Source organism: Pseudomonas phoenicis (assembly GCF_047302395.1).
Lineage (GTDB): Bacteria > Pseudomonadota > Gammaproteobacteria > Pseudomonadales > Pseudomonadaceae > Aquipseudomonas.
Map to the genome: position 1 here is coordinate 4460835 of NZ_CP154852.1, position 22576 is coordinate 4483410.

A 22576-nucleotide genomic window follows, 5' to 3' on the forward strand; every position below is an offset into this window, starting at 1 on the left:
GTGGGGTGGCGGCCGGGCGTCGCCTGGCGCGCGCTGTTCAGAAAAATTCGGTGTAGCGCTGGATTTCCCAGTCCGAGACGTGGCGGCTGTACTCCACCCATTCCATGCGCTTGAGCTTGATGAATTCGTCGACGATCTCGGCGCCCAGCACCTCGCGGAACAAGGGGTCGGCCTCCAGCGCGTCGGCCGCTTCCTTGAGCGACTGTGGCAAGGTGGCGATGCCGCGCGCGGCGATGGCGTCCAGGCCGAGGCTGTAGAGGTTCTCGTTGCACATCGGCGCAGGCTCCAGCTGGCGGTCGATGCCATCCAGGCCGGCGGCGATGATCGCGGCGGTGACCAGGTACGGGTTGCAGCCGGCGTCGGGCAGGCGGAACTCCAGGCGGCCGTAAGGGATGCGCACCATCGCCGAGCGGTTGTTGGCACCCCAGGCGACGAAGGCCGGCGCCCAGGTCGAGCCGGACAACGAGCGGCCGACGACCAGGCGCTTGTACGAGTTCACCGTAGGCGCGGCGAAGGCGCATAGCGCAGGACCATGGGCCATCAACCCGGCGGCGAAGTGGTAGGCGAGCCTGGACAGGCCCATGCCACTGCTGTCGCTGTCGTCGTGGAACAGGTTGGGATTGCTGTCGCTGGCCAGCGACAGGTGGAAGTGCATGCCGTTGCCGGCGCGCTTGGGGTCGGGCTTGGGCATGAACGAGCAGATCATCCCCAGATCGTTGGCGATCTCGCCGGCGGCCATGCGGAAGAAGGTGAAGCGGTCGGCCGACTCCATGGCGTCGCTGAAGGTGTAGTTGATCTCGAACTGGCCGTTGGCGTCTTCGTGGTCGATCTGATAGATGTCGAAGCCCACCGGTTGCAGGGCCTCGGTCAGGCGCTCGAGGAACAGCCGCGAGCGCGACAGGCCCTTGTAGTCGTAGCAGGGCTTGTCGAGGTTGTCGGAGGCGTCCACCAGTTGCAGCTTGCCCTGCTCGTCACGGCGGAACAGGCTGAATTCCGGTTCCAGGCCGGTGTTGAGCGTCCAGCCCTTGTCGGCCAGGCGTTGCACCTGCTGCTGCAACACGTAGCGTGGGTCGTACGGCCAGGGTTGGCCATTGACATGGCCTACGCAGACCACGCGGCCGTAGCCAGGCTGCCAAGGCACCGGCGTCAACGTGGACAGATCGCCGCGCGCCATGAAGTCGGGGCCGTGCGGCTCCATGCCCATGCCACAGATGGCGAAGCCGGCGAAACCGGCGCCTTGCTCGGCGACCATCTTCAAGCCCGAGACCGGCACCGATTTGGTCTTCGCCGAGCCATGGATGTCGACGAATTGCGCCAGCACGTACTTGATGCCGAACTGGTCGAGGATGCGCTGGGTGTCTGCTGGCAACATGGGTTGATCACTCCTGGATGAGGGCACGGCGAGGTGGGCCAGTGGGTATTTCCAATCAGGAAATTTACTTTCATCACAGGAATGCAACGGGCTTGCCAACTTTGCTGGCTGGGCTCGAAATCGCGGAAAACGCGCTTTTTCCTCTGTCTATATGGGAAACTTCTTTTCACCGGAAGAAACCTGGCAGTGGGCCAGGGTTTCGTGCTAATTCCTGGTGCGAAAATAATATTCTTGAGCCGAAAACGTGCAGGAGCCTACATGTCCACCGAGACCGAACCCCGACTGCGCCTCGAGCAGTTCCTCGGCTTGCAACTCAAGCGTGAACGTCAGGCGCAGGCCTTGAAACTGGCCGATGTGGCGCGCATCGCCGGCATCAGCCAGGGCATGTTGAGCAAGATCGAAAACGCTCAGGTGTCGACCAGCCTGGATAGCCTCAGCCGCTTGTGCGACGTGCTGGGGATGCCCATGTCCAAGCTGTTCGCGCAATACGACCAGCCCGACGGCAACGCGCTGCTGGTCAAGGCCGGCGAAGGCATGGAGGTGGTGCGCCGCGGTACCGAGAAGGGACATACCTACCAATTGCTCAACCACACTCGCGGCCCGAGGAAGAGTTTCGAGGCGTACATGGTGAGCATGGACGATGCCAGCGAGGAATTTCCGACCTTCTCCCATCCCGGCACCGAGCTGCTTCACTTGTTGGAAGGCGAGCTGGTGTACCGACACGGCAACCAGCTGTACCGGATGCAAGCTGGCGACAGCCTGAGCTTCGATGGGGAAACACCCCATGGGCCGGAGGAACTGGTGCAAGTGCCGATTCGGATGCTGTCGGTCATCAACTACGGCGCCGAATGACGATGATCCGCTGAACGGAGCGGTCGTCGCACTGACCACCCCTCACAATCTTTCCTAGCAAGATAATAAATTTCATCCCAGGTATAGACCTGGCCATCGACTTCGCCTATAAAACCGCAAAAGGAAATTAATATTCCTGAGAAGAATTATTTTGCACCACCCCTTTTCGCCCTTGTGCCCGACCTGCCCCACTTCATCACGAGGACCCGAGCATGCACCCCGCTCCCGACCACTTCATCCTGCGCGTCAGTTGCCCGGCGGTGTCCGGCATCGTCGCGGCAGTGACCACGTACCTCGCCGAGCAAGGTTGCTACATCAGCGAAATGGCGCAGTTCGACGACGAGGACAATGGCCGCTTCTTCATGCGTGCGGTGTTCCGCTACGACGCCGACGCCAGTGCCGATACGGCGCAGCTGGAAGCGGGTTTCGGCGATGTCGCCAGTCGTTTCGACATGGCCTGGAGCCTGCATTGCAGCGCGCGGCCGACCCGCGTGCTGCTGATGGTCAGCAAGTTCGACCACTGTTTGGCCGACCTGCTCTATCGCCATGCCAAGGGCGAACTGGACATGCACATCACCGCTGTGGTTTCCAACCACCTCGACCTGCGGGCCATGGCCGAACGCCAGGGCATACGTTTCATCTACCTGCCGGTGAGCAAGGACACCAAGCAGGCGCAGGAAGCCGCCCTGATGCGCATCGTCGAAGAGACCGGCACCGAGCTGGTGGTGCTGGCGCGCTACATGCAGATCCTCTCCGACGACCTGTGCCGCCAGCTGAGCGGCAAAGCGATCAACATCCACCATTCCTTCCTGCCCGGCTTCAAGGGTGCCAAGCCCTACCACCAGGCCTACCAGCGCGGCGTCAAGTTGATCGGTGCCACGGCGCACTACGTCACCAGCGACCTGGACGAAGGCCCGATCATCGAGCAGGAAGTGCAACGCGTGGACCATGCCTACAACCCCGAAGACCTGGTCGCCATCGGCCGCGACACCGAGACCATCGCGTTGTCCCGTGCGGTCAAGTACCACCTCGAACACCGAGTGTTCCTCAACCACGACCGCACGGTGATCTTCAAATGAACGCCATGCCCAGCGTCAAGTTGATCGACGGCAAGGCCAGCGCGACGCGCGTGTTGGCCGAAGTGCGCGAGCAGGTGCATGCGCTGCGCCAGCACGGTGCGCAACCGGGCCTGGCCGTGGTGCTGGTGGGGACGGATGCGGCCAGCCAGGTGTACGTGCGCAACAAAGTGCTGCGCGCCGACGAAGTAGGCATCCGTTCGCTGGAACACCGTTTGCCTGCAAGCATCCGCCAAGCCGAGCTGCTGGGCCTGATCGAACGGCTCAACCAAGATCCAGAGGTGCATGGCATCCTGGTGCAGTTGCCGTTGCCGGCGCACATCGACGAACACCGCGTCCTGCAGGCGGTCAGCCCGCTCAAGGACGTCGACGGCTTTCACAGCGAGAACGTCGGCGGTCTGGCCCAGGGCCGCGAAGTGCTGACCCCCTGCACCCCCAGCGGCTGCATGCGCCTGCTGCGCGAAGCCTGTGGCGAGCTGCGCGGCAAGCACGCCGTGGTAGTGGGCCGCTCGAACATCGTCGGCAAACCCATGGCCGCCCTACTGCTGCAAGCCGACTGCACGGTGACCACGGTGCACTCGCGCAGCCGCGACTTGCCGGCGCTGTGCCGCCAGGCCGACATCCTCGTGGCGGCGGTGGGCAAGCCGCGCCTGATCGGTGCCGACTGGCTCAAGCCCGGCGCGGTGGTGATCGATGTCGGCATCAACCGCATCGACGAAGACGGTCGTAGCCGCCTGGTCGGCGACGTCGACTTCGCCGCCGCCCTGCCCCAGGTCGCGGCCATCACACCCGTACCTGGCGGCGTCGGCCCGATGACCATCGCCTACCTGCTGAAAAACACGCTGCTGGCCTACGCGCTGCAGCAACAGGCCACTCGCCAGGAGCGCACCCCATGCCCTTCGCCCTGCTGAAACACGGCCTGAGCGCCGACTATCCCGTCGAAGTCGACCTGCCACCGCCCTGCGAGCTCAAGCCACGCTATGACGTGGTGATCGTCGGCGGCGGCGGCCATGGCCTGGCCATCGCCTACTACCTGGCCAAGTACCACGGCATCAGCAACGTCGCGGTGCTGGAAAAGGCCTACCTGGGCGGCGGCAACACCGCGCGCAACACGGCGGTGATCCGTTCCAACTACCTGACCAGCGAGGGCGTGCGCTTCTACGCCGAATCGGTGCGGATGTTCCAGAACCTGTCCAACGAGTTCGACTTCAACATCATGTATTCCGAACGCGGCCAGCTTACCCTCGCCCACACCGACGCCACCGTGCGTGCCTTCCGCCAACGCGCCGAGGTCAACAAGCATTTCGGTGGCCGCACCGAAATGATCGACCGCCAACAGATCCGCGAACTGGTGCCCAGCCTGAACCTCGACCCCGGCCATCTGCCGGTGCTGGCTGGGCTCTGGCACATCGACGGCGCCACCGCACGGCACGATGCGGTGGCCTGGGGCTACGCCAAGCAGGCGGCCAAGCGCGGTGTGGAGATCCATCAGCTCACCGACGTGCAGGACCTGGTGATCCGCAACGGCCGCATCGAAGCGGTCAAGACCAACCGCGGCACCGTGCAGTGCGGCTGTGTGGTGCAGGCGGTGGCTGGCGCCAGTTCGCTGTTGATGAACAAGGCCGGCATCCGCGCACCGATCCAGACCTACCCGCTGCAAGCCATGGTCACCCAGCCCTTCAAGCCGTTCCTCGACCCGCTGGTCAGTTCTTCGGCCTTGCACTGCTACGTGCAGCAGACCAGCCGTGGCGAAATCGTCTTTGGCGGTGGTTCGGACCCCTATCCGCTGTACGGCAGCCGCTCGACCCTGGACCTCAAGGAAAGCCTGCTGGCCCATGCCATCGAAATGTTTCCGTTCATGGCCAACGCCAAGCTGATGCGCCAATGGGCCGGCAGCACCGACATGACCCCCGACTACAGCCCGATCATGGGCCTGTCGCCGGTCGAGAACTATTACCTGGACGCCGGCTGGGGCACCTGGGGCTTCAAGGCCACGCCCATCTGCGGCAAGAGCATGGCCGAACTGGTGGCCAGCGGCGGCAAGGTGCCCGAGCTGATCGCCCCCTTCGCCCTGGAGCGCTTCAGCCGCTTCCAGCAAGTCAACGAAATGGGCGCCACGGCCGCGAGCCACTGACAGGAGCACGAGACGATGAAGATTCTGACCTGCCCCTTGAACGGGCCACGCAACATCAGCGAATTCTCCTACGGCGGCGAGCTCAAACCCATGCCCGACCCGGCCACCTGCAGCGACCTCGAATGGGCCGACTACGTGTTCAACAGCGCCAACCAGGCCGGTGTGGTCACCGAATGGTGGCTGCACAACGCGTCGAGCTACTGGTTCCTGGCCGAGCGCCATACCGTCAGTGACCAAGTGCTGCGCACCTTCGACCCCAAGGAACTGTTCGACCGCCGCGTCGACTTCACGCCCGCCGCCACCCCGGAGATCGCCGGATGAACAGCCCTGTACGCCTACCCGCCCCCATGGGCCTGCTGATCGACCGCGCCCAGCCCGTGCGTTTCCATTTCGATGGCCAACCCTGTGACGGGTTCGCCGGCGACACCATCGCCAGCGCGCTGCTGGGCAACGGCCGCTGGTTGCTGTCGCGCTCGTTCAAGTACCACCGCCCGCGCGGCCCCTTGAGCATGGCCGGGCAAGACGCCAACACCCTGGTGCAGTTGCCCGACGAGCCCAACGTGCTGGCCGACCTGGAGCATGCCCGCGACGGCCTGAACGTCGAAGGGCAGAACTACAACGGCAGCCTGAACGGCGACCGCGACGCCTACCTCGGCACGTTCTCGCGCTTCATGCCGGTGGGCTTCTACTACCGCGCCTTCTACAAGCCCAAGGGCATGTGGAAGCGCTGGGAGCCGCTGATCCGCAAGAAAGCCGGTCTGGGCGTGCTCAACCTCGACTTCAAGCCGCGCTACTACGACAAAGCCTATCTGTTCGTCGATCTGGCCATCGTCGGCGCCGGCCCCGCCGGTCTGCGCGCCGCACTGGAAGCCGCCAACGCCGGGGCCAAGGTGCTGCTGATCGAACAGCAACCGGTGCTCGGCGGCTCGCTCACCTACGCCCGCTTCGACATCGCCGGCACCCGCGCCACCGCTCTGCGTGAGGAACTGCTCGCCGCCATCGACGGCCATCCCAACATCCAGGTGCTGCTGCAAGCCACCTGCAACGGCTGGTTCACCGACAACTACCTGCCGGTGATCCAGCACCAGCGCATGTACAAGGTGCGTGCCACGCGCTGCCTGGTGACCGCCGGCGCCTTCGACCAGCCCGTGGTGTTTCGCAACAACGACCTGCCCGGCGTGATGCTGACCAGCGCCGCGCAGCGTCTGATGAAGCTGTACGCGGTCAAGCCCGGCCAGCGCGCGGTGGTGCTCACCGGCCACGACGACGGCTACCTCGCCGCCCTCGACCTGCAAGAGCAAGGCGTGGCCGTGGCGGCCGTGGTGGACATGCGCGCCACCCCACTCGACCCCGACCTGGCCGCCGAACTGCAACGTCGTGCCATCCCCCTGCACCTGGGCAGCACCGTCTATGAAGCCTTGCACGAAGCGGGCATGCGCCATGTCAGTGGCGCGGACATTCGCCCCATCGTCGGCCAGGGCAAGGTCGGTGCCCAAGGCGTGCGCGTGGCCTGCGACCTGCTGTGCATGTCGGCCGGCTACATGCCGGTGTATCAATTGCTGTGCCAGGCCGGCGGCAAGCTGGCCTACGATGTCGAGCGCGACGCCTTCGTCATCGACCAGTTGCCCGCCGGGTTGGACATCGCCGGCTCGGTCAACGGCCGCCACCACCTCGACAACGTGCTGGCCGACGCCACTCGCAGCGCCGGCCAAGCCTTGCTCGCGCTGGGCCTGCCGGCGCCAGCGCTGCCTGATTCGGTACTCGAAGCCAAGGTCAACTTCCCCTGGCCGATCTTTCCCCACCCCAAGGGCAAGGATTTCGTCGACTTCGACGAAGACCTGCAAGTGCGCGACATCGTCAATGCCACCCGCAGCGGCTACCGCGACATCCAACTGGTCAAGCGCTTCTCCACGGTCGGCATGGGGCCTTCGCAGGGCCGTCACTCGGCATTGCCCACCGCCCGCCTGGTGGCCCAGGCCACCGGCCGCAGCATCGGCGAAACCGGCGTGACCACCGCCCGCCCGCCCTTCCAGGCGGAGAAACTCGCCCACGTCGCCGGCCGCGCTTTCGACCCTTATCGGCAAACGCCGATGCACCGCCGCCATGTGCAGGCCGGGGCCAAGATGATGCCCGCCGGCGCCTGGCAGCGCCCGGCCTACTACGGCTCGCCCGAGCAGCGCGATCAGTGCATGCAGGCCGAGGCCCGGCACGTGCGCGAGAAGGTCGGCCTGATCGACGTCTCCACCCTGGGCGGCCTGGACGTGCGCGGCCCGGACGCGGCCGAACTGCTCGAACGGCTGTACACCTTCGGCTTCGCCAAGCTGGCCATCGGCCGCACCCGTTACGCCCTGATGACCAACGAGCACGGCGTGGTGATCGACGACGGCGTCTGCGCGCGCCTGAGCGAACGGCATTTCTATGTCACCGCGACCACCAGCGGGGTCGATCGCATCTATCAGCAGATGCTCAAGTGGAACGCCCAATGGCGTCTGGACGTGGACATCACCAACGTCACCGCTGCCCTGGCCGCGGTGAACCTGGCCGGGCCGCTGTCGCGCCAGGTGCTGGAGCAGGTCTGCGACGACGTCGACCTGTCTGCCCAGGCTTTCCCCTATTTGGGCGTACGGCTGGGCAAGGTGGCGGGCATCGCCGCGCGGATTCTGCGGGTCGGCTTCGTCGGCGAGCTGGGTTATGAAGTGCACGTCCCGGCGCGCCACGCCGAACGTTTGTGGGACGCGCTGATGCAAGCCGGTGCCGGCCTGGGTATCCGCCCGTTCGGGGTCGAGACGCAGCGCTTGCTGCGCTTGGAAAAGGGCCACGTGATCATCGGCCAGGACACCGACGGCATGACCCACCCCGGCGAAATCGACATGCACTGGGCGATCGGCCGCAAGAAACCCTTCTTCGTCGGCAAGCGCTCGATCGAGATCCTCGAAGCCCAGCCGCTCAAGCGCAAACTGGTCGGTTTCACCTTGCCGCACGGCAGCCCGCAGCCGTTGGAAGGCCACTTGGTGCTCGATGGCGCGGACATCAGCGGCAACGTCACGTCCTGCGAGTACTCGCAGACTTTGCACCAGATCATTGGCCTGGCCTACGCCGGCGCCCACCAGGCCACGCCCGGCATGCACATCCCGATCCGCGTCGAAGGCGGTGCGCTGGTGCATGCCACGGTAGTGCCCCTGCCTTTCCACGACCCCGACAATCTGCGCCAGGAGCTTTGACCATGACCAGCCTGAACACCCACGCCCCTAGCCGCGGGTCCATGCCGGCAGACGCAGCGGTCTGCAGCCTCAGCGACCTCACCGAGCTACCGCGCTTCGGTCTGCGCGGCAGCGACAGCGCAGACGCGCTGCAAGCCCTCGGCTACCGCTTGCCCGAGCGACCCAACCAGGCCGTGCGCCAGACCGACGGCAGTTGGGTGGCGCGCCTGTCGGCGACCGAGTACCTGCTCTTGGGCAGTGGCGACGACCAAGGCGCACGCGTTGCGGCGCAAGAAGCCGAGTGGGTCCAGGATGAACGGCGCAGCTACCTGCTGCCACGCCAGGACAGCCATGCCTGGTTGCAGCTGTCCGGCATCCAGTGCAGCGCCGTGATGGCCAAGCTCTGTGGCGTCGACCTGCGTGCCGATGCCTTCGCGGTCGGTGCGGTGGCGCAGACCTCGGCGGCGCGGATCAACGTGATCGCGGTCAACGTCGGAGATGAGCGGGGACCTGCACTGGCACTGCTCTTCGATCGCGCATCGTTGAGTTACTTCACGGGCGCCGTGCTCGATGCCATGGCGGAGTTCGTGGCGGGTGCGCCTGCCGGTTGAAGGCGCCTGAGGCGATATCCGTCGGTCAAGCGCCGATCGCCTGTGGAGCTGTCACGCCATGCAAGGCTGATTGAGTGGCAGCCTCGAAGGCACTCAACCGGTGGGAGCAGCCAGTGCGCAATTCCAGATGACCACGATGGCCGGCACGTTTGGGCCAGTTCAGGGGATGAACGACCTGTAGCAGTGAGGTGATGCCATCGGGGCGGCTTCGCCGCCCATCGCGGCTGAAGCCGATCCAACAGGAGCACGCCCACTACGGCTGTAACGCTTGTTGGAGCGGCTTCAGCCGCGATGGACGGCGAACCCGGCCCAGCTCGGGCGATGCGTGTGGAGCTGCTGTAGCAAGGTGGGCCACCAGAGCGGCGCTGTCGCCCATCGCAGCTGATCAGCGCGACCAGTAACGAAAAGCCCGGCGCAAGCTTGGTACGCACGCTGAGGTCGGGCTCTACTGCGCATCGCCGGCCTGCCCACGGGCTGCCTGGAGCCTCATCACCTCATAAGCGAGCGCGTCGCAGGCAGGTCGCGTCAAAATGCCCTGCTGCTGGATTTCCAGGGCGGCTTGTTGGCGCTCTTCCTGCAATCTGGCTGGATCGTAGTCGAAGTCGGCCACCCGTTCCTTGAGCATCCGGCTGCTCGCGGCGGCCAGGTCGGCGTCCATCATCCCCGCCGCCGCGCACTGCTCGCTGAGCGTGGAGGACAGGGCTATCGCACGGTACTGGGCAGCCTGCATGACCAGTTTTTCGGGTTGGGCAGCGCAGCCTGACAAGACGACGGCGGCGGCGAGCGCGCAGATGGGGCTTTTCACTGGATCACCTCGTGCGATGGGTAAGATTCGACCGGTCAGGCCAGGCGGTGCGCGGCAGGCGTGAGCTGGCCCGAGAGGCCAACCAGCCCGCCGCCTCGCAAGGCACGGTGAGCACCTGCCCTTCGCCAGGATAGCGCCGACGGTCGTCCTTTACCGACCGCTACAGGGCATCCGTCGTTCTAAACGCTTTGCAGTGCCTGGGCCCGCTGCCCACGGACGAGCGCGGTGGCAACGGAACGGTGCAACGGCACCACTGCGGTCAAGGTGGCCTGGTACGCATGGTACAGGTCGGCCTTGCCCTGATAGACGCGAGAGGACGGCCTGTTCGAAGCGTCGACCTCATGGTGCCAACCGCCCTTGATCCGATCGATCAGATACAGATCCGTGTAATCCCAAAAGCGTCCGTACCAATCGGCGTAGGCCCCTTCTGCGGTGCGCAGGAAAAGTGCGTGAGCCGCCTTGATGGCTTCGGCCATGACCCAATGCGGCCGGTTGTGCACCACGGGCCGGTCCTGCCAGTCGACGGTGTAGACCATGCCTGGCGCCCCGTCCACCGACCAGCCGATGCGAGTACCGGTCTCGAACAGCCTGGTCGCACTCTCCAACAACCAGCCAGGTGCCGAACCGTCTTGCGCCTCCAGCGCGGCCTCGAGCTTGAGCAGCAGGAAGGACCACTCCAGGAAATGGCCAGGGGTCAAGCCGTAGGGCCGCAGGTCGTCGGCGGGTCGGTCTTGGTGGTAGTCGGGCAGCGGCCGCCATTGCCGGTCGAAGTGCTCGGCCAGACGGTAATCCTGCGCGCGTGCCAATTGCGCCACGAAGCGCGTGGCGATGCGCAGTGCGCGCGAGCGCCAGAGCGGTGCGTCCAATGCATCGGCCACGGCCAGGGCCATTTCCAGGCTGTGCATGTTGCTGTTGGCACCGCGGTAGTCCTCCTCACTGCTCCAGTCGGCGGCGAAGCTCTCGCTCATCACGCCCTCCTCTTCCGACCAGAAATACCGCTCGATCGGGGCCAGCGCGCGTTCCAGCAACGCCGTCGCACCCGGCAGCCCGGTGACGACCGCCGTCGATGCGGCCAAGGCCACGAACGCATGCACATACGCCTGCTTGCGCCCGGCCCGGTCGCCAGCGGCGGGCAACCAGCCGCCATGCTCGGCGTCGTGCAGCGTTTCCATCAACGCGGTCACACCGTGCACGGCCAAGGGACGGCAGCCGGGCAGGCCGCGGGCGAAGGCCAAGGCATAGGCATGCGTCATGCGGGCGGTGATGAGCGTCTGCGCCGAGCCGTCGGACACCCGACCCGCATCGTCGAGCGCGGCGAAGCCGCCCTCGACACGCGCACGTTTGGAGAAATCCAACAGCCACTGGCCCTGATCGTCGAGCCATCGACGGTGCGAGGGGCTGCTCAGCCAGTCGAGACGTGCAGGGGACCTATCCATTGACCGGCATCCCCCCATTCACATGGATCGTCTGGCCGGTGACGTAGGACGCATCCTCACTGGCCAGGTACACATAGGCCGGCGCTACCTCGCTGGGTTGGCCAATGCGCCCCAGCGGAACGGACTTGCCCATGTCAGCGACCAACTGCGGATCGATCGGACCGAAGCCGGCAGGTTGGATCGACGTCCAGATCGGCCCCGGTGCGACTTCGTTGACACGAATCCCGCGGCTCGCCAGCTGTAGCGCCAACGCACGGGTGAAGCCCACTTGCGCACCCTTGGTGCTGGAATACGCCACCAGGCTGTCATTGCCCACGTAAGCGTTGACCGAGGTGGTGTTGATGATGGAAGCGCCCGGCCCGAAGTGCGGCAGCGCCGCGCGGCTGAGCCTGAACATGGGGTGCACGTTGGTATCGAAATGCCATGCCCAATCTTCGTCGCTGACGGCCGTCAGGTCGTCGGCCACTTTCTGGATGCCCGCGTTGTTCACCAGGATGTCCAAGCCACCCAAGGCCGCAACCGCCTCGTCGATGACCTGGCGGCAGAACGCCGGATCGCGCAAATCGCCGACGATCGCCAGCGATCGCACGCCTTCGGCCTCCAGCAACGACAGCGTCTGCTGGCCGTCCTCGGCTTCCATGGGCAGGTGGACGATCGCGACGTCGGCGCCCTCGCGTGCAAAGTGCAAGGCGACAGCGCGGCCGATACCGCTGTCGCCGCCGGTGACGACGGCCCGTTTGCCGGCCAGACGCCCACTGCCGCGGTAGTTCGGGCGTATGTGCTGGGCCGGCGGATTGAGTTCGGACTCGCGACCTGGCATGCGATCTTGCGACTGGGGTAAGGGTGTGAACATGGTCGTTTTTCCTGAGTAGGGGGGGTGGGCTGGCGCGCAGTGCCGAGACCCGTTCGCGCCATTGGATCTCCTCGTGAAGACGCCATGCCAAAGGTCGACGCCCTCACATTGCATACAGAGCGAGCCGAAAACATTTCGTTGCATCGCGATTCAAAAAAATTGCATCGCGATGCAAAATCCTTTGAAACCGGATCCCATCGGTGTCTATGATCGGGCCTGACTTCATTTTGGATGGCCCTCCCATGCGTGTATTCGCCTGTATCGCCCTGTCGTTGATCAGCACCGCGACCCTGGCCAGTAGCCCCTTGTTCCTCGATGTCCACGAAGCGAACCAGACCCACCCGCGCACGGCCAACGTGGAGATCGTCGCCCGCCTCGCGGACCTCGACCCCTCGGGCGTGGCGGTGATCGGCGAGCGGTTGTTCCTGAGCTTTCCGAAACACGACGCCGACCACCCAGGCCCCGTGCTCGGAGAATGGAAGGACGGTCGCCTGATGCCGTTTCCCGATGCTGCGATGGCCAGCAGCACAAGCGGTGATCCTGCGCAGAGGTTGGTGTCCGTCCACGGCATCACGACCGATACGCAAGGCCGGCTGTGGGTGATCGACGACGGCAAGGTCAAAGGCCAGGCCATCGTGCCTGGGGGCGCCAAGCTCGTGGGCTTCGATCCTGCCACGGGGCACGTCGTGGCCAAGGTCCTGATCCAGTCGGCCTTGCTGGCGGACAGCCACCTGAACGATCTGCGTATCGACCTGAGCCATGGCGAGCAAGGCACCGCCTACATCGCCGACAGTTCGTTCGACGGCCACCCGGCGCTGGTGGTGGTCGACATCGCCAGCGCGAAACAGCGCCGGGTGCTGGCGGACGATGCGCGGATCAAGACCGACCCCGGCTACCAGACGGTGCTGGAAGGCCGTGTGCTGCGACAATCCGCCAAGCCCTCCGCCTTTCCAGGCGGCGGCGTGGACGGCGTAGCGTTGTCGCCTGACGACGGCACGCTGTATTTCGCGGCGTTGTCCAGCCGCAGACTCTATGCGTTGCCCACCGCCCTGTTGGCCGACTTTACCCAGAGCGACGCCGCGTTGGCCGATGCGATCGTCGATTTAGGCGAGAAAGGTGCGGCGGATGGAATGGCGACCGACCCTTGGGGGCGCCTGTATACTACTGCGGCCGATCACGACGCCGTCTTTCGCCGCAACCTGGATGGCAGTTTCGAAACGATCGCCCAAGATCCCCGCTTCATATGGCCCGATGGAATTTTTGCTGATGAGCACTATGTGTATGTCGTACTCGGGCAGTGGACCCGCCTGCCGCAGTTCCACGCAGGCGTCGACCGCCGCCAACCGCCCTACCTCGTCGCCCGCGTGCCGATCAGCCCACCATGAGTGAGCGCCCGCCCACCTCACACGATGTCGCGCGCGAAGCGGGCGTTTCCCAATCGGCGGTCTCGCGCGTGTTCGCCGAAGGGGCGAGCGTGTCGCCGGCCATGCGCGCCCGCGTCGAGGCGGCTGCCGCACGCCTGGGCTATCGTCCGAGCCGCCTGCCGGCCATCATGCGCTCGGGCAAGAGCGACATCGTCGCCGTGGTCATCGGCGGGCTTTACAACCCTTTCCACACGATGACGCTGGAGTCCTTCACCCAAGCGCTGGCCGCGGCCAGTAAGCAGACGTTGGTGGTCAGGGTCGACAACGACCGCGACCTCGACGAAGCCTTGGGCGGGCTAGTGTCGTTGAAGGTCGATGGGGTACTCAGCGCCCTCTCCGTTTCCTCGGCCCTGGCGGCACAGGAACTCGATCGCTATCGCCTGCCCATCGTCACGCTGAACTCGTCCGTACAAAGCCGTTGGATCTGTGCGGTCAACTCCGACAACGCCGAGGCCGGCCGTCAGGCTGCGCAGTTGCTGCACGCCTCCGGCAGCAGGCATTTCGCGGGTATTCTGGGCCCGGCGGATACGTTGAGCCATAGCGCCCGCGCACTCGGCTTCGCCAGCACGGTGCAGGGGTTCGGCGACGCGTCCTTGCAGGTCAGCCACGGCGGCTACGACTACGAATGGGGCAGGCAGGAAGGCGCGCGGCTGCTCGACTTGGCCGAGCGCCCCGACGGTATCTTCTGCGGCAACGACCTCATCGCCTTCGGCCTGGTCGATCGCTGGGCCGAGGCCGGGCTGTACGCGCCACGGGACTTTCGCATCATCGGCTACGACAACATGCCTTCGGCAGCGTGGTCGCGCTTCGCGTTGACCAGCTACGACCAGAACACCGATCTGATGGCACGGTCGGCCATCGAGTTGCTTCTGCGGTTCGACGAATGTGCGCCTTGCACCCGGGTCATCGAACCTCGACTGGTGCGGCGTACGAGCTGCTGAACAGGCGCCGGATACGCCAGCGCGAATGCACGATGGGCGACGTATCGACGCGGGCTATCTTGTTTCCAGCTGCGGTTTGCGCAGTCGATCGCTTTTTTTTCTGGCGCGAGCCGCGCAGCCGTGTTCGCAAAGGCGCAGACGCCCGGAGCGTTTGGAACGCTGTAGTCGGCTTCACTCCCCCAACGACATTGGCTTGGTGCCGCCCGGCGGCAGACCGAACAGCTTGCGCACCCCGTTCAGAAAGGCGCCATACGGGCGGCCCAGCAACAACATGATGAATGCCGCGCTGATCACCCCGCGCACCAGCCCCTCACCTTCGGCGCCACTGGCGGCGATAATGCCCGCATAGATCGGCACCTGGAAAGTGACGAGCGCCAGGCTGTCCCACATCAGTCGGGACATCACCGTGTCCGCGGCGCGCTTCATCAGAACGTCGCGCCAGAGGCCATAGGGCCTGGCAACGGGGATCATCAACGCGGCACCGATGAGCCGGGCGTGCAGCACTTGCTCCCAGGTCATTCCCGCAACGAACCGTTCGTTCAAAGCGCCGGTGGCCGTGAAGAAAATGATCAACGCCGTCGTATCGGCGATGAAGGGCAGGTGTTTGTTCATGGCGCTTCCGTGTGGGTGGGGGTTCGACGCCCGATAAAAGGCGGTCGGCCATGCGATCAAGGTGCAAAGTGGCGCGCAGCGCGTAAGTGGCACCGTCGAACGCTCAATCGACCCATGCCCGTTCGGCTCGACTTGACCTCCGACCTCGCTGGAGCAGAGAAGTCGCCGTCCGCTTGGCAATGCTCGCCGCATGACGGATATTTCCACGCACCGCCCCACTCGTTCGTTTGCAATAGAGCAAATACACCTCGCTCGCGCACATCGCTGGAGTTCTGCCATGCCGCTCAACATCGGAATCTATGTATTCGACGAAGTCGAAGTGTTGGACTTTGCCGGGCCCTACGAGGTATTCACGACCGCCGCTCGCCTGCATCGCCGCGACGGCAACACGGACGCTGCGCTGTTCGATGTCTTCACCGTCGGGCGCACGCTCGGTTCGATCCGTGCTCGAGCCGGCCTCAAGGTCGATCCCGACCATGACCTCCACACCCATCCCAAGCTCGATTGCCTCATCGTACCTGGCGGCGTCGTCACGGCAGAGCTGGGCAAAGCGGATGTCATCGAATGGATCGACCGCCATTTGCTGGCAGGCCATTTGGTGGCTTCGGTCTGCACCGGCGCGTTCCTCTTGGCCAAGACCGGCAAGCTGGACGGTCGGCAGGCCACTACCCATTGGGAAGACCTCGACGATTTGAAGGAGATGTTTCCCGCAGTGGAGGTATCCAGCGCTGTGCGGTGGGTCGACCTGGGGAACATCGTCACGTCCGCGGGCATTTCGGCCGGTATCGACATGAGCCTGCATGTGGTGGAGCGGCTGCATGGCCGGGCGTTGGCGGAGCGTACCGCGCGGCAGATGGATTTCGATTGGACGCAGGATCCATAGGGCGGTGGAGGCCTAGGTGGGACGCAACCCAGCGTTTCGCTGCAACCGAGGGGGTCGCATCCAGCGTCGCAGCGCGACGATCCGGACCGACCCGCCACCGCTTTTGGCCTACTGCCTCGGCCTGCCGGGTCGCCTGACCGCCTGAAGACTCATCCGCGGATCGTCCACAGCTGATCCACTCGAGTGGTGTACGCCTGGCTGATCATGTCCCGCCGCATTGCCCAGTCCGGCGACGCCGGCACACTGGCGGCCCTTACCGTTCCCCTCCCCCAGCGCCTGTTGATCGTATCCACCACCTGCATCAGCCGATCGCACTCGACCGGCTGGGCGGGCGCGAACAGATCGCCCGAAAACTCGCCCGCCTTGCGCAAGTCCATGAGCAGAACCTCGGCCTTGCTGTAGCGATAGCCTTCGCGGAAGACCAGGCCCACCGCTTCGGTGGCCAGGCGGGTCAGCAGCAACGTGTCGTTGGTTGGATAGGGCAATTCGACCAGCGCACCCTGGGCATGATGCGGCTCACCCACGCTGTGCATGCCCGTGCGGATGCTCACGCGCATGCGCTTGCACATCGAACCTTGCGCGCGCAGCTTTTCCGCCGCGCGGGCGACGTAAGTGGCCACCGCCTGCTCGATGGGCGCCAGTTCGCTCAGGCGCATGCCGAACATTCTGCTCGAGCATATCTCCTGCTTGTCGGGCTCGGTTTCGTCCAGCTCCAGGCAGGGAACACCGTTCAGCTCCCGTGCCGTCTTCTCCACCACGACGCTGAACTTCTCGCGCAGCGTTCTTGCGTCCGCATTGGCCAGGTCCATCGCCGTCCGTATGCCCATCTCCGCCAAATGGCCGGTCATGCGCCGGCCAATGCCCCACACTTCGCTGACTTGGGTGTTGCGCAGCACCCAATCGCGCTTGAAGGGATCACAGATATCGACCACGCCGCCCGTATGCGCCAACAGCCGCTTGGCGGTGTGGTTGGCGAGCTTGGCCAGAGTCTTGGTGGCAGCGATGCCCACGCCCACCGGAAGTCCGGTGTATAGGTAGATGCGGCTGCGAATGGTCCGACCCAAACCGGTCAGGTCCTCGCGAATTCCAGTGAGATCGGCGAAACACTCGTCGATGCTATAGACCTCGACCTCCGGCACCATGCTTTCGATGATGCTCATGACGCGCTCGCTCATGTCGCCGTACAGCGCATAGTTGCTGCTGAACGCTTTGACGCCATGCTGGCGCAACTTGTCCCGGACCTTGAAGTAAGGATCCCCCATCTTCACAAACGGCTTGGCATCGTATGACCGGGCAATGACACAGCCGTCGTTGTTCGAGAGCACCACGATCGGCGTTTTGGCCAGATCCGGTCTGAACACGCGCTCGCAACTCGCATAGAACGAGTTGCAGTCGATCAGCGCGAATACCTGCTCACTGCGCATGGTCGCGCACGCTATACCGAACCACGCCCCAAATGGACAGTTCGTCGCCTTCCATGACGTAGCGCGGCGGATAGGAGCGGTTTTCCGATTTGAGTATGACCACCCCGTCGCGACGGTGAAGCCGTTTGCACACCGGTTCGCCGTTGATGGCTGCGATCACGATGTCGCCATGCTCGGCCTCACGTCCTCGGTCGACGATCACCAGGTCACCGGAGTAGATCCCTGCGCCCTGCATGCTGTCGCCTTCGATCTTGGCCAGGTACACCTGGGGCGCACGGAGCTCGAACAGCTCGTCCAGCGAGATATGCCGCTCGATATGGTCGGCTGCTGGCGAAGGGAAGCCTGCTGGGATGAGGAAGGCGTAAACCGGATGACGTTCGGAGCCGTCGATGGGCGTACCCAGGTAGGTGATTGACATGGTTGGAGGGCCTGAGGGTTATCTGTATGTATATACAGTTAATCCAGCCGTTGGTGATTGGTCAATGTCGATGCAGGATTTTTCGGATCAGCGAGCGGCACGGCGTGTTTGGATGGTACTGGGCCAATACGTCGATAGAGCAACATCTTCGGCTATTGTGTTGGCATCCGACCTGTAAAGAAGCCGTAACCAGTACGATTAAGCATTTCATCTCATCGCACGAGCGTGGGCAATCATATTGGGCTTTCTTGCTCTGGACCGACCCTCTATCTACTGATCCCGATACCAGGCCGTTGGCCAGACTGGTCGCTTGGCAATCGTGTTCAACGTGTATGTTCGATCTCAGAAAGCGAAAAAGCCCAGCTTTGAGCTGGGCTCTTTCAGTTTCGAGCCTATCCGGCTTTTTGATGAGAAAGGGCTTTATTGGCCTGATCGGCGCATTTTTTGTAATCGCCGGAGGCATGCGCTTCTTTAGCCTGCTGGTGCTCATGGTGCCCGGTTTTAGTGAAGTCTGCCTCGGTGGCAGATTTGAGCTTGTCCAGAGCAGCCTCGCACTCGTGATGGTCGTCCTTGGCGGCGGCAAAACCTGGGGCGAGAAAAGCGCAGAAGGCCAGTGCAGTCATGTATTTCATGCAAAATGCTCTCGATCCGATACGGTCTGTTGGGCTTCACGAATTCTTTTCAGAGGTGCTTTTTCACCTCGCCGTCTATGTGCTTGTCTTCTTTGTGCCGTTCCTTGTCCAGATGATCTGCGCCTTTGTCGATTTCCTTGTCATCGTGCTCGATCCCTTTGTCGACTTCCTTGGCATCATGATCAACGCCTTTGTCAACCTCTCGGACATCGTGCCGCACGCCCTTCCCCAGTTCGCCTTCGGCATGCGCCACCTGCACATTCAAAAGGGCGCCGAGGGCCAGCCCGGCAACAGTGAGCGTCATCTTCATCATCGAGTGTTTCTCCATTGGTTTTACTGAATTCCATTTGTGTAGAACAGAACTGTAGTTGAACGCCAATGCGTCTGCGCAGGGTCACGATTGACTTGCAACTGCGAGTGCAGCCAAGCGGTCAACCTATGCATCTGCACTACCGGAGATCACACCGTGTTGAACCGTCAGACCGTTGGTGGCACCGACCAGGAACTCGCGCACATGCGCCGGCTCAATAAAGTCCTGGCTCGGCTGCCGCGCTTTCGCATTCCTCATAAATTTGTCCTGCAAGGCATTCAGGGGCTGCTCAAACTGAGCCAATTGCGGGGCGCCAAGCTCGTTCGGCATGGGGTACGTGCCGAGCGCAAGGTGGTCGGCGTAGAAGACGCGACGGTTCCGGTACGCATCCTGTACCCCAAGAATGCGCCCAAGGTGGTAGTGCTCGACGTTCACGGTGGCGGCTGGGTGATCGGTAGTCCGAGCATGAACGATGCGCTGAACCTGGGGTTCATCGATGCCTGCGACGCGGCGGTGGTGTCTGTCGACTACCGTCTTGCGCCAAGTGCGTCCATCGAAGAACAGATGCAGGACTGCCTCATGGCTGCACGCTGGTTGCTCGATCCTTGCAACCCCACCTTCCAGGGGCTGCCGGTGATCGTGGTGGGTGAGTCGGCCGGGGGGCATCTTGCCGCTGCCTGCCTGCTAGGCCTCAAGGCATGGCCCGAGCTGCTGCGCCGCATCCAGGGTGCGGTGCTCTACTACGGTGTGTACGACCTCGCCGGCACCCCAAGCGTGCACGCTGCGGGTCCCGATACTCTAGTGCTGGATGGGCCAGGGATGGCGAGCGCGATGCGTCGATTGACCCCAGGGCTGAGCGATGAACAACGTCGGATGCCGCCACTGTCACCGCTGTATGCGGATCTGGATGGCCTGCCGCCCGCGTTACTGGTAGTTGGGGAGCGCGACCCTTTGCTGGACGACACGCTTCAGATGGCGACGCGCTGGGCAGAGGTTGCGGCGGTTGACCTGTGGGTGGTGCGAGAGGCGCCGCATGGTTTCGTGCACTTTGGGGTGGGTCAGGCGGTTATCGAGGGGGTATGGCGGTGGGTGCTTGCTAGGCAAAAAAACTACGGTTGACCCAGTTGGGTGTACTCGCCACTTCCTGGCACATAGTGTGATTACCACAACCGGCAGTCTACAAAGAGGGACGACTTATGCCGGAACATGGCGTCATCTGCGCCACAGTCGTTCAATGGTGCATGGAGCGCCGGCACCAACGCGTTGAATGAGCGTTGGTGCCAAGGCATCTGCCGCTTACATCACATCAATTGGCCAAGGCCGCAGGGTGAAAACCCCAACTTTCGGGTGGGGTTCCTGCCGATACTTTCCAGCCATTTTCGATCAACCAGCGGGCGGTGATCTTGTTGGCGAAAAAGGCTACGACAAAACCCGCCAAGCCCCAGGTCAGAAGACACAGCACGGCCGTGAGCCCGAACCAGCCCCATTGCCCTCTGAACGCAAACGGAAATGCACCAAAGAAAAAAACGGTCCAAGAAAATCCAGCTTTGACCTCTCGAGATATGCCGTTTTTCTGAAAGTGAACGTGTGCCAATTACTGATACTCCCTGTCAGTGAGATTGATAGCAAGATGATTCTACTGCATTCTGCAGCCGCTCTTCCATTGCCCGATCAGGCGGGCATATGGACGGTGGGTTCGCTTACGACGGGCCGGGAATTGTGTCGCAGCGCATTGGCAGCGATGACGACGATCATCCATCTACAACCCATATAACTACCGCCATACCTATGCGACAATGCGCCCACTGTCCGGTCTCAACCCCGCACTCATCACCCAACAGCCAAGTCACGGCGCATTTCGCTGCTGGTGACGCACGTCTGTTGCCACTACCCAAGCTCCGACGGGAGCAAGCTGGAACGTCTCAGGTTCGGCGCCGCCTTGGCACCCAACGGCTTTCCAGCGTCGTTAGCGACTGATAGGTAAACGCTTTGATCTCCACCGCCAACATCACCATGCAGTTCGGCTCCAAGCCCCTGTTCGAAAACGTCTCGGTCAAATTCAACAACGGCAACCGCTATGGCCTGATCGGTGCCAACGGCTGCGGCAAGTCCACCTTCATGAAGATCCTCGGCGGCGACCTGGAGCCCAGCGGCGGCCAGGTCATGCTTGAGCCCAACACCCGCCTGGGCAAGCTGCGCCAGGATCAGTTCGCCTATGAAGAATTTAATGTCGTCGACACGGTGATCATGGGCAACGGCCCGCTGTGGAAGGTCAAGGCCGAGCGCGAGCGCATCTACTCATTGGCGGAAATGACCGAGGAAGACGGCATGGCCGTCGCCGAACTGGAAACCGAGTTCGCCGAAATGGACGGCTACACCGCCGAATCCCGTGCCGGCGAACTGCTGCTGGGCCTGGGCATTCCACTGGAACAGCACTTCGGCCCGATGAGCGAAGTGGCGCCGGGCTGGAAGCTGCGTGTGCTGCTGGCCCAGGCGCTGTTCTCGGACCCGGACGTGCTGCTGCTCGACGAGCCGACCAACCACCTGGACATCAACACCATCCGTTGGCTGGAAACGATTCTGACGGTGCGTAACAGCACCATGATCATCATTTCCCACGACCGGCACTTCCTCAACAGCGTCTGCACGCACATGGCCGACCTGGACTACGGCGAGTTGCGCCTGTTCCCAGGCAACTACGACGAGTACATGACCGCCGCGACCCAATCGCGCGAGCAGTTGCTGTCGGACAACGCCAAGAAGAAAGCGCAGATCGCCGAGCTGCAGACCTTCGTCAGCCGCTTCTCGGCCAACGCCTCGAAAGCCAAGCAGGCCACTTCGCGCGCCAAGCAGATCGACAAGATCCAGCTGGCCGAGGTCAAGCCGTCGAGCCGGGTCAGCCCGTTCATCCGCTTCGAGCAGACCAAGAAGCTGCACCGCCAGGCCGTGGTGGTGGAGAAGATGGCCAAGTCGTTCGACGACAAAGTGCTGTTCAAGGACTTCAGCTTCACCGTCGAAGCCGGCGAGCGCGTGGCGATCATCGGCCCCAACGGCATCGGCAAGACCACCCTGCTGCGCACCCTGGTCGGTGAACTGAAGCCGGACGCGGGCGACGTGAAGTGGACCGACAGCGCCGAGGTCGGGTACTACGCGCAGGACCATGCGCACGACTTCGAAGACGACGTGACGCTGTTCGACTGGATGGGCCAATGGGTCAGCGGTGAGCAGGTCATCCGCGGCACCTTGGGGCGCATGCTGTTCTCCAACGACGAGATTCTCAAGTCGGTGAAGGTCATCTCCGGTGGTGAACAGGGCCGCATGCTGTTCGGCAAGCTGATCCTGCAGAAGCCCAACGTGCTGGTGATGGACGAACCGACCAACCACTTGGACATGGAGTCGATCGAGGCGCTGAACCTGGCGCTGGAGAACTACCCCGGCACGTTGCTGTTCGTCAGCCACGACCGTGAGTTCGTCTCCTCGCTGGCGACTCGGATCGTCGAGTTGACGCCCGAAGGCGTGGTCGATTTCAGCGGCACCTACGACGACTACCTGCGCAGTCAGGGCGTGGTGGTCTGATTCCACCGGTTGCACAA

The 22576-nt window shown here is 63.6% G+C and carries 22 protein-coding genes; 12 read left to right on the forward strand and 10 right to left on the reverse strand.

All coding sequences use genetic code 11. The annotated features are described in order from the left end of the window. Positions 1-37 precede the first annotated feature (37 nt). Positions 38-1372 carry a type III glutamate--ammonia ligase gene (gene glnT / locus AA0Z93_RS20305; RefSeq protein WP_413047195.1) on the reverse strand — a complete coding sequence of 445 codons (1335 nt, stop codon included), beginning with the start codon at positions 1370-1372 and terminating at the stop codon, positions 38-40. Between the two features lie 258 nt (positions 1373-1630). Here glnT and AA0Z93_RS20310 point away from each other — a divergent pair, with 258 nt between their 5' ends. From AA0Z93_RS20310 to AA0Z93_RS20340, 7 genes are all read left to right on the forward strand, one after another. Beyond that, positions 1631-2224: a helix-turn-helix domain-containing protein gene (locus tag AA0Z93_RS20310; protein ID WP_413047194.1), complete on the forward strand. Its 594-nt coding sequence runs from the start codon at positions 1631-1633 to the stop codon at positions 2222-2224. Between the two features lie 212 nt (positions 2225-2436). Further along, positions 2437-3303, forward strand: coding sequence for a formyltetrahydrofolate deformylase (gene purU, locus AA0Z93_RS20315; protein ID WP_413047193.1), 867 nt, complete (start codon positions 2437-2439; stop codon positions 3301-3303). Further along, on the forward strand, positions 3300-4211 hold the full coding sequence (gene folD / locus AA0Z93_RS20320) for a bifunctional methylenetetrahydrofolate dehydrogenase/methenyltetrahydrofolate cyclohydrolase FolD (RefSeq protein ID WP_413047192.1): 912 nt from the start codon (positions 3300-3302) through the stop codon (positions 4209-4211). Before purU ends, folD begins: the two co-directional genes overlap by 4 nt. Beyond that, positions 4193-5434, forward strand: coding sequence for an FAD-dependent oxidoreductase (locus tag AA0Z93_RS20325; RefSeq protein ID WP_413047191.1), 1242 nt, complete (start codon positions 4193-4195; stop codon positions 5432-5434). The genes folD and AA0Z93_RS20325 overlap by 19 nt, the downstream gene beginning before the upstream one ends. Before the next feature lie 15 nt (positions 5435-5449). Then, positions 5450-5755, forward strand: coding sequence for a sarcosine oxidase subunit delta (locus AA0Z93_RS20330; RefSeq protein ID WP_413047190.1), 306 nt, complete (start codon positions 5450-5452; stop codon positions 5753-5755). Next, positions 5752-8655, forward strand: a complete 2904-nt coding sequence (locus tag AA0Z93_RS20335) for a 2Fe-2S iron-sulfur cluster-binding protein (RefSeq protein ID WP_413047189.1) — start codon at positions 5752-5754, stop codon at positions 8653-8655. Before AA0Z93_RS20330 ends, AA0Z93_RS20335 begins: the two co-directional genes overlap by 4 nt. A gap of 2 nt (positions 8656-8657) precedes the next feature. After that, positions 8658-9245 (forward strand): sarcosine oxidase, encoded by a 588-nt coding sequence (locus AA0Z93_RS20340; RefSeq protein ID WP_413047188.1) that lies wholly within the window; start codon positions 8658-8660, stop codon positions 9243-9245. Positions 9246-9690: 445 nt separating this feature from the next. Here the strand turns inward: AA0Z93_RS20340 and AA0Z93_RS20345 are convergent, their stop codons facing one another. From AA0Z93_RS20345 to AA0Z93_RS20355, 3 genes are all read right to left on the reverse strand, one after another. Next, the gene (locus AA0Z93_RS20345) at positions 9691-10050 is read right to left on the reverse strand and encodes a hypothetical protein (RefSeq protein ID WP_413047187.1); all 360 of its coding nucleotides are present in this window, start codon (positions 10048-10050) and stop codon (positions 9691-9693) included. Positions 10051-10229: 179 nt separating this feature from the next. Beyond that, positions 10230-11486 carry an AGE family epimerase/isomerase gene (locus AA0Z93_RS20350; RefSeq protein WP_413047186.1) on the reverse strand — a complete coding sequence of 419 codons (1257 nt, stop codon included), beginning with the start codon at positions 11484-11486 and terminating at the stop codon, positions 10230-10232. Next, positions 11479-12339, reverse strand: coding sequence for an SDR family oxidoreductase (locus AA0Z93_RS20355; RefSeq protein WP_413047185.1), 861 nt, complete (start codon positions 12337-12339; stop codon positions 11479-11481). The genes AA0Z93_RS20350 and AA0Z93_RS20355 overlap by 8 nt, the downstream gene beginning before the upstream one ends. A gap of 242 nt (positions 12340-12581) precedes the next feature. Between AA0Z93_RS20355 and AA0Z93_RS20360 the strand changes: the two genes are divergently transcribed. Both AA0Z93_RS20360 and AA0Z93_RS20365 read left to right on the forward strand, forming a co-directional pair. Then, positions 12582-13724 (forward strand): L-dopachrome tautomerase-related protein, encoded by a 1143-nt coding sequence (locus AA0Z93_RS20360; RefSeq protein ID WP_413047184.1) that lies wholly within the window; start codon positions 12582-12584, stop codon positions 13722-13724. Then, positions 13721-14704, forward strand: coding sequence for a LacI family DNA-binding transcriptional regulator (locus AA0Z93_RS20365; RefSeq protein WP_413047183.1), 984 nt, complete (start codon positions 13721-13723; stop codon positions 14702-14704). Before AA0Z93_RS20360 ends, AA0Z93_RS20365 begins: the two co-directional genes overlap by 4 nt. Before the next feature lie 171 nt (positions 14705-14875). Here the strand turns inward: AA0Z93_RS20365 and alaE are convergent, their stop codons facing one another. Next, on the reverse strand, positions 14876-15316 hold the full coding sequence (alaE, locus tag AA0Z93_RS20370; RefSeq protein ID WP_413047182.1) for an L-alanine exporter AlaE: 441 nt from the start codon (positions 15314-15316) through the stop codon (positions 14876-14878). A 277-nt stretch (positions 15317-15593) separates the two neighbouring features. On the opposite strand from alaE, the gene AA0Z93_RS20375 reads away from it, so the two are divergent. Further along, the gene (locus AA0Z93_RS20375; RefSeq protein ID WP_413047181.1) at positions 15594-16199 is read left to right on the forward strand and encodes a DJ-1/PfpI family protein; all 606 of its coding nucleotides are present in this window, start codon (positions 15594-15596) and stop codon (positions 16197-16199) included. 149 nt (positions 16200-16348) lie between these two features. Here the strand turns inward: AA0Z93_RS20375 and AA0Z93_RS20380 are convergent, their stop codons facing one another. From AA0Z93_RS20380 to AA0Z93_RS20395, 4 genes are all read right to left on the reverse strand, one after another. Then, positions 16349-17623: a Y-family DNA polymerase gene (locus AA0Z93_RS20380; RefSeq protein ID WP_413047180.1), complete on the reverse strand. Its 1275-nt coding sequence runs from the start codon at positions 17621-17623 to the stop codon at positions 16349-16351. After that, positions 17613-18041, reverse strand: a complete 429-nt coding sequence (locus AA0Z93_RS20385; protein WP_413047179.1) for a LexA family protein — start codon at positions 18039-18041, stop codon at positions 17613-17615. The genes AA0Z93_RS20380 and AA0Z93_RS20385 overlap by 11 nt, the downstream gene beginning before the upstream one ends. Before the next feature lie 392 nt (positions 18042-18433). After that, the gene (locus tag AA0Z93_RS20390; protein WP_413047178.1) at positions 18434-18673 is read right to left on the reverse strand and encodes a hypothetical protein; all 240 of its coding nucleotides are present in this window, start codon (positions 18671-18673) and stop codon (positions 18434-18436) included. A gap of 49 nt (positions 18674-18722) precedes the next feature. Continuing rightward, positions 18723-18983, reverse strand: a complete 261-nt coding sequence (locus AA0Z93_RS20395) for a hypothetical protein (RefSeq protein WP_413048392.1) — start codon at positions 18981-18983, stop codon at positions 18723-18725. A gap of 204 nt (positions 18984-19187) precedes the next feature. Here AA0Z93_RS20395 and AA0Z93_RS20400 point away from each other — a divergent pair, with 204 nt between their 5' ends. Beyond that, entirely contained in the window at positions 19188-20102 is a 915-nt protein-coding gene (locus AA0Z93_RS20400; RefSeq protein WP_413048391.1) for an alpha/beta hydrolase, read from the forward strand. 187 nt (positions 20103-20289) lie between these two features. On the opposite strand, the gene AA0Z93_RS20405 is transcribed toward AA0Z93_RS20400, so the two are convergent. Beyond that, a complete protein-coding gene (locus tag AA0Z93_RS20405; RefSeq protein WP_413047177.1) occupies positions 20290-20577 on the reverse strand; it encodes a hypothetical protein in 288 nt (95 codons plus the stop codon). A gap of 395 nt (positions 20578-20972) precedes the next feature. Between AA0Z93_RS20405 and AA0Z93_RS20410 the strand changes: the two genes are divergently transcribed. Beyond that, positions 20973-22559, forward strand: coding sequence for an ABC-F family ATPase (locus AA0Z93_RS20410; protein WP_413047176.1), 1587 nt, complete (start codon positions 20973-20975; stop codon positions 22557-22559). The last annotated feature ends 17 nt before the right edge of the window (positions 22560-22576 follow it).

Bases quoted from the DNA above. Each gene is read 5' to 3' on its own strand.
- AA0Z93_RS20390 (WP_413047178.1), bottom strand. From the start codon at position 18,673: ATGAAATACATGACTGCACTGGCCTTCTGCGCTTTTCTCGCCCCAGGT.
- AA0Z93_RS20340 (WP_413047188.1), top strand. From the start codon at position 8,658: ATGACCAGCCTGAACACCCACGCCCCTAGCCGCGGGTCCATGCCGGCA.
- AA0Z93_RS20385 (WP_413047179.1), bottom strand. From the start codon at position 18,041: ATGTCAATCACCTACCTGGGTACGCCCATCGACGGCTCCGAACGTCAT.
- AA0Z93_RS20360 (WP_413047184.1), top strand. From the start codon at position 12,582: ATGCGTGTATTCGCCTGTATCGCCCTGTCGTTGATCAGCACCGCGACC.
- AA0Z93_RS20380 (WP_413047180.1), bottom strand. From the start codon at position 17,623: ATGCGCAGTGAGCAGGTATTCGCGCTGATCGACTGCAACTCGTTCTAT.
- folD (WP_413047192.1), top strand. From the start codon at position 3,300: ATGAACGCCATGCCCAGCGTCAAGTTGATCGACGGCAAGGCCAGCGCG.
- AA0Z93_RS20365 (WP_413047183.1), top strand. From the start codon at position 13,721: ATGAGTGAGCGCCCGCCCACCTCACACGATGTCGCGCGCGAAGCGGGC.
- glnT (WP_413047195.1), bottom strand. From the start codon at position 1,372: ATGTTGCCAGCAGACACCCAGCGCATCCTCGACCAGTTCGGCATCAAG.
- AA0Z93_RS20350 (WP_413047186.1), bottom strand. From the start codon at position 11,486: ATGGATAGGTCCCCTGCACGTCTCGACTGGCTGAGCAGCCCCTCGCAC.
- AA0Z93_RS20395 (WP_413048392.1), bottom strand. From the start codon at position 18,983: ATGAAGATGACGCTCACTGTTGCCGGGCTGGCCCTCGGCGCCCTTTTG.
- AA0Z93_RS20325 (WP_413047191.1), top strand. From the start codon at position 4,193: ATGCCCTTCGCCCTGCTGAAACACGGCCTGAGCGCCGACTATCCCGTC.
- AA0Z93_RS20375 (WP_413047181.1), top strand. From the start codon at position 15,594: ATGCCGCTCAACATCGGAATCTATGTATTCGACGAAGTCGAAGTGTTG.
- alaE (WP_413047182.1), bottom strand. From the start codon at position 15,316: ATGAACAAACACCTGCCCTTCATCGCCGATACGACGGCGTTGATCATT.
- AA0Z93_RS20335 (WP_413047189.1), top strand. From the start codon at position 5,752: ATGAACAGCCCTGTACGCCTACCCGCCCCCATGGGCCTGCTGATCGAC.
- purU (WP_413047193.1), top strand. From the start codon at position 2,437: ATGCACCCCGCTCCCGACCACTTCATCCTGCGCGTCAGTTGCCCGGCG.
- AA0Z93_RS20400 (WP_413048391.1), top strand. From the start codon at position 19,188: ATGCGCCGGCTCAATAAAGTCCTGGCTCGGCTGCCGCGCTTTCGCATT.
- AA0Z93_RS20310 (WP_413047194.1), top strand. From the start codon at position 1,631: ATGTCCACCGAGACCGAACCCCGACTGCGCCTCGAGCAGTTCCTCGGC.
- AA0Z93_RS20355 (WP_413047185.1), bottom strand. From the start codon at position 12,339: ATGTTCACACCCTTACCCCAGTCGCAAGATCGCATGCCAGGTCGCGAG.
- AA0Z93_RS20330 (WP_413047190.1), top strand. From the start codon at position 5,450: ATGAAGATTCTGACCTGCCCCTTGAACGGGCCACGCAACATCAGCGAA.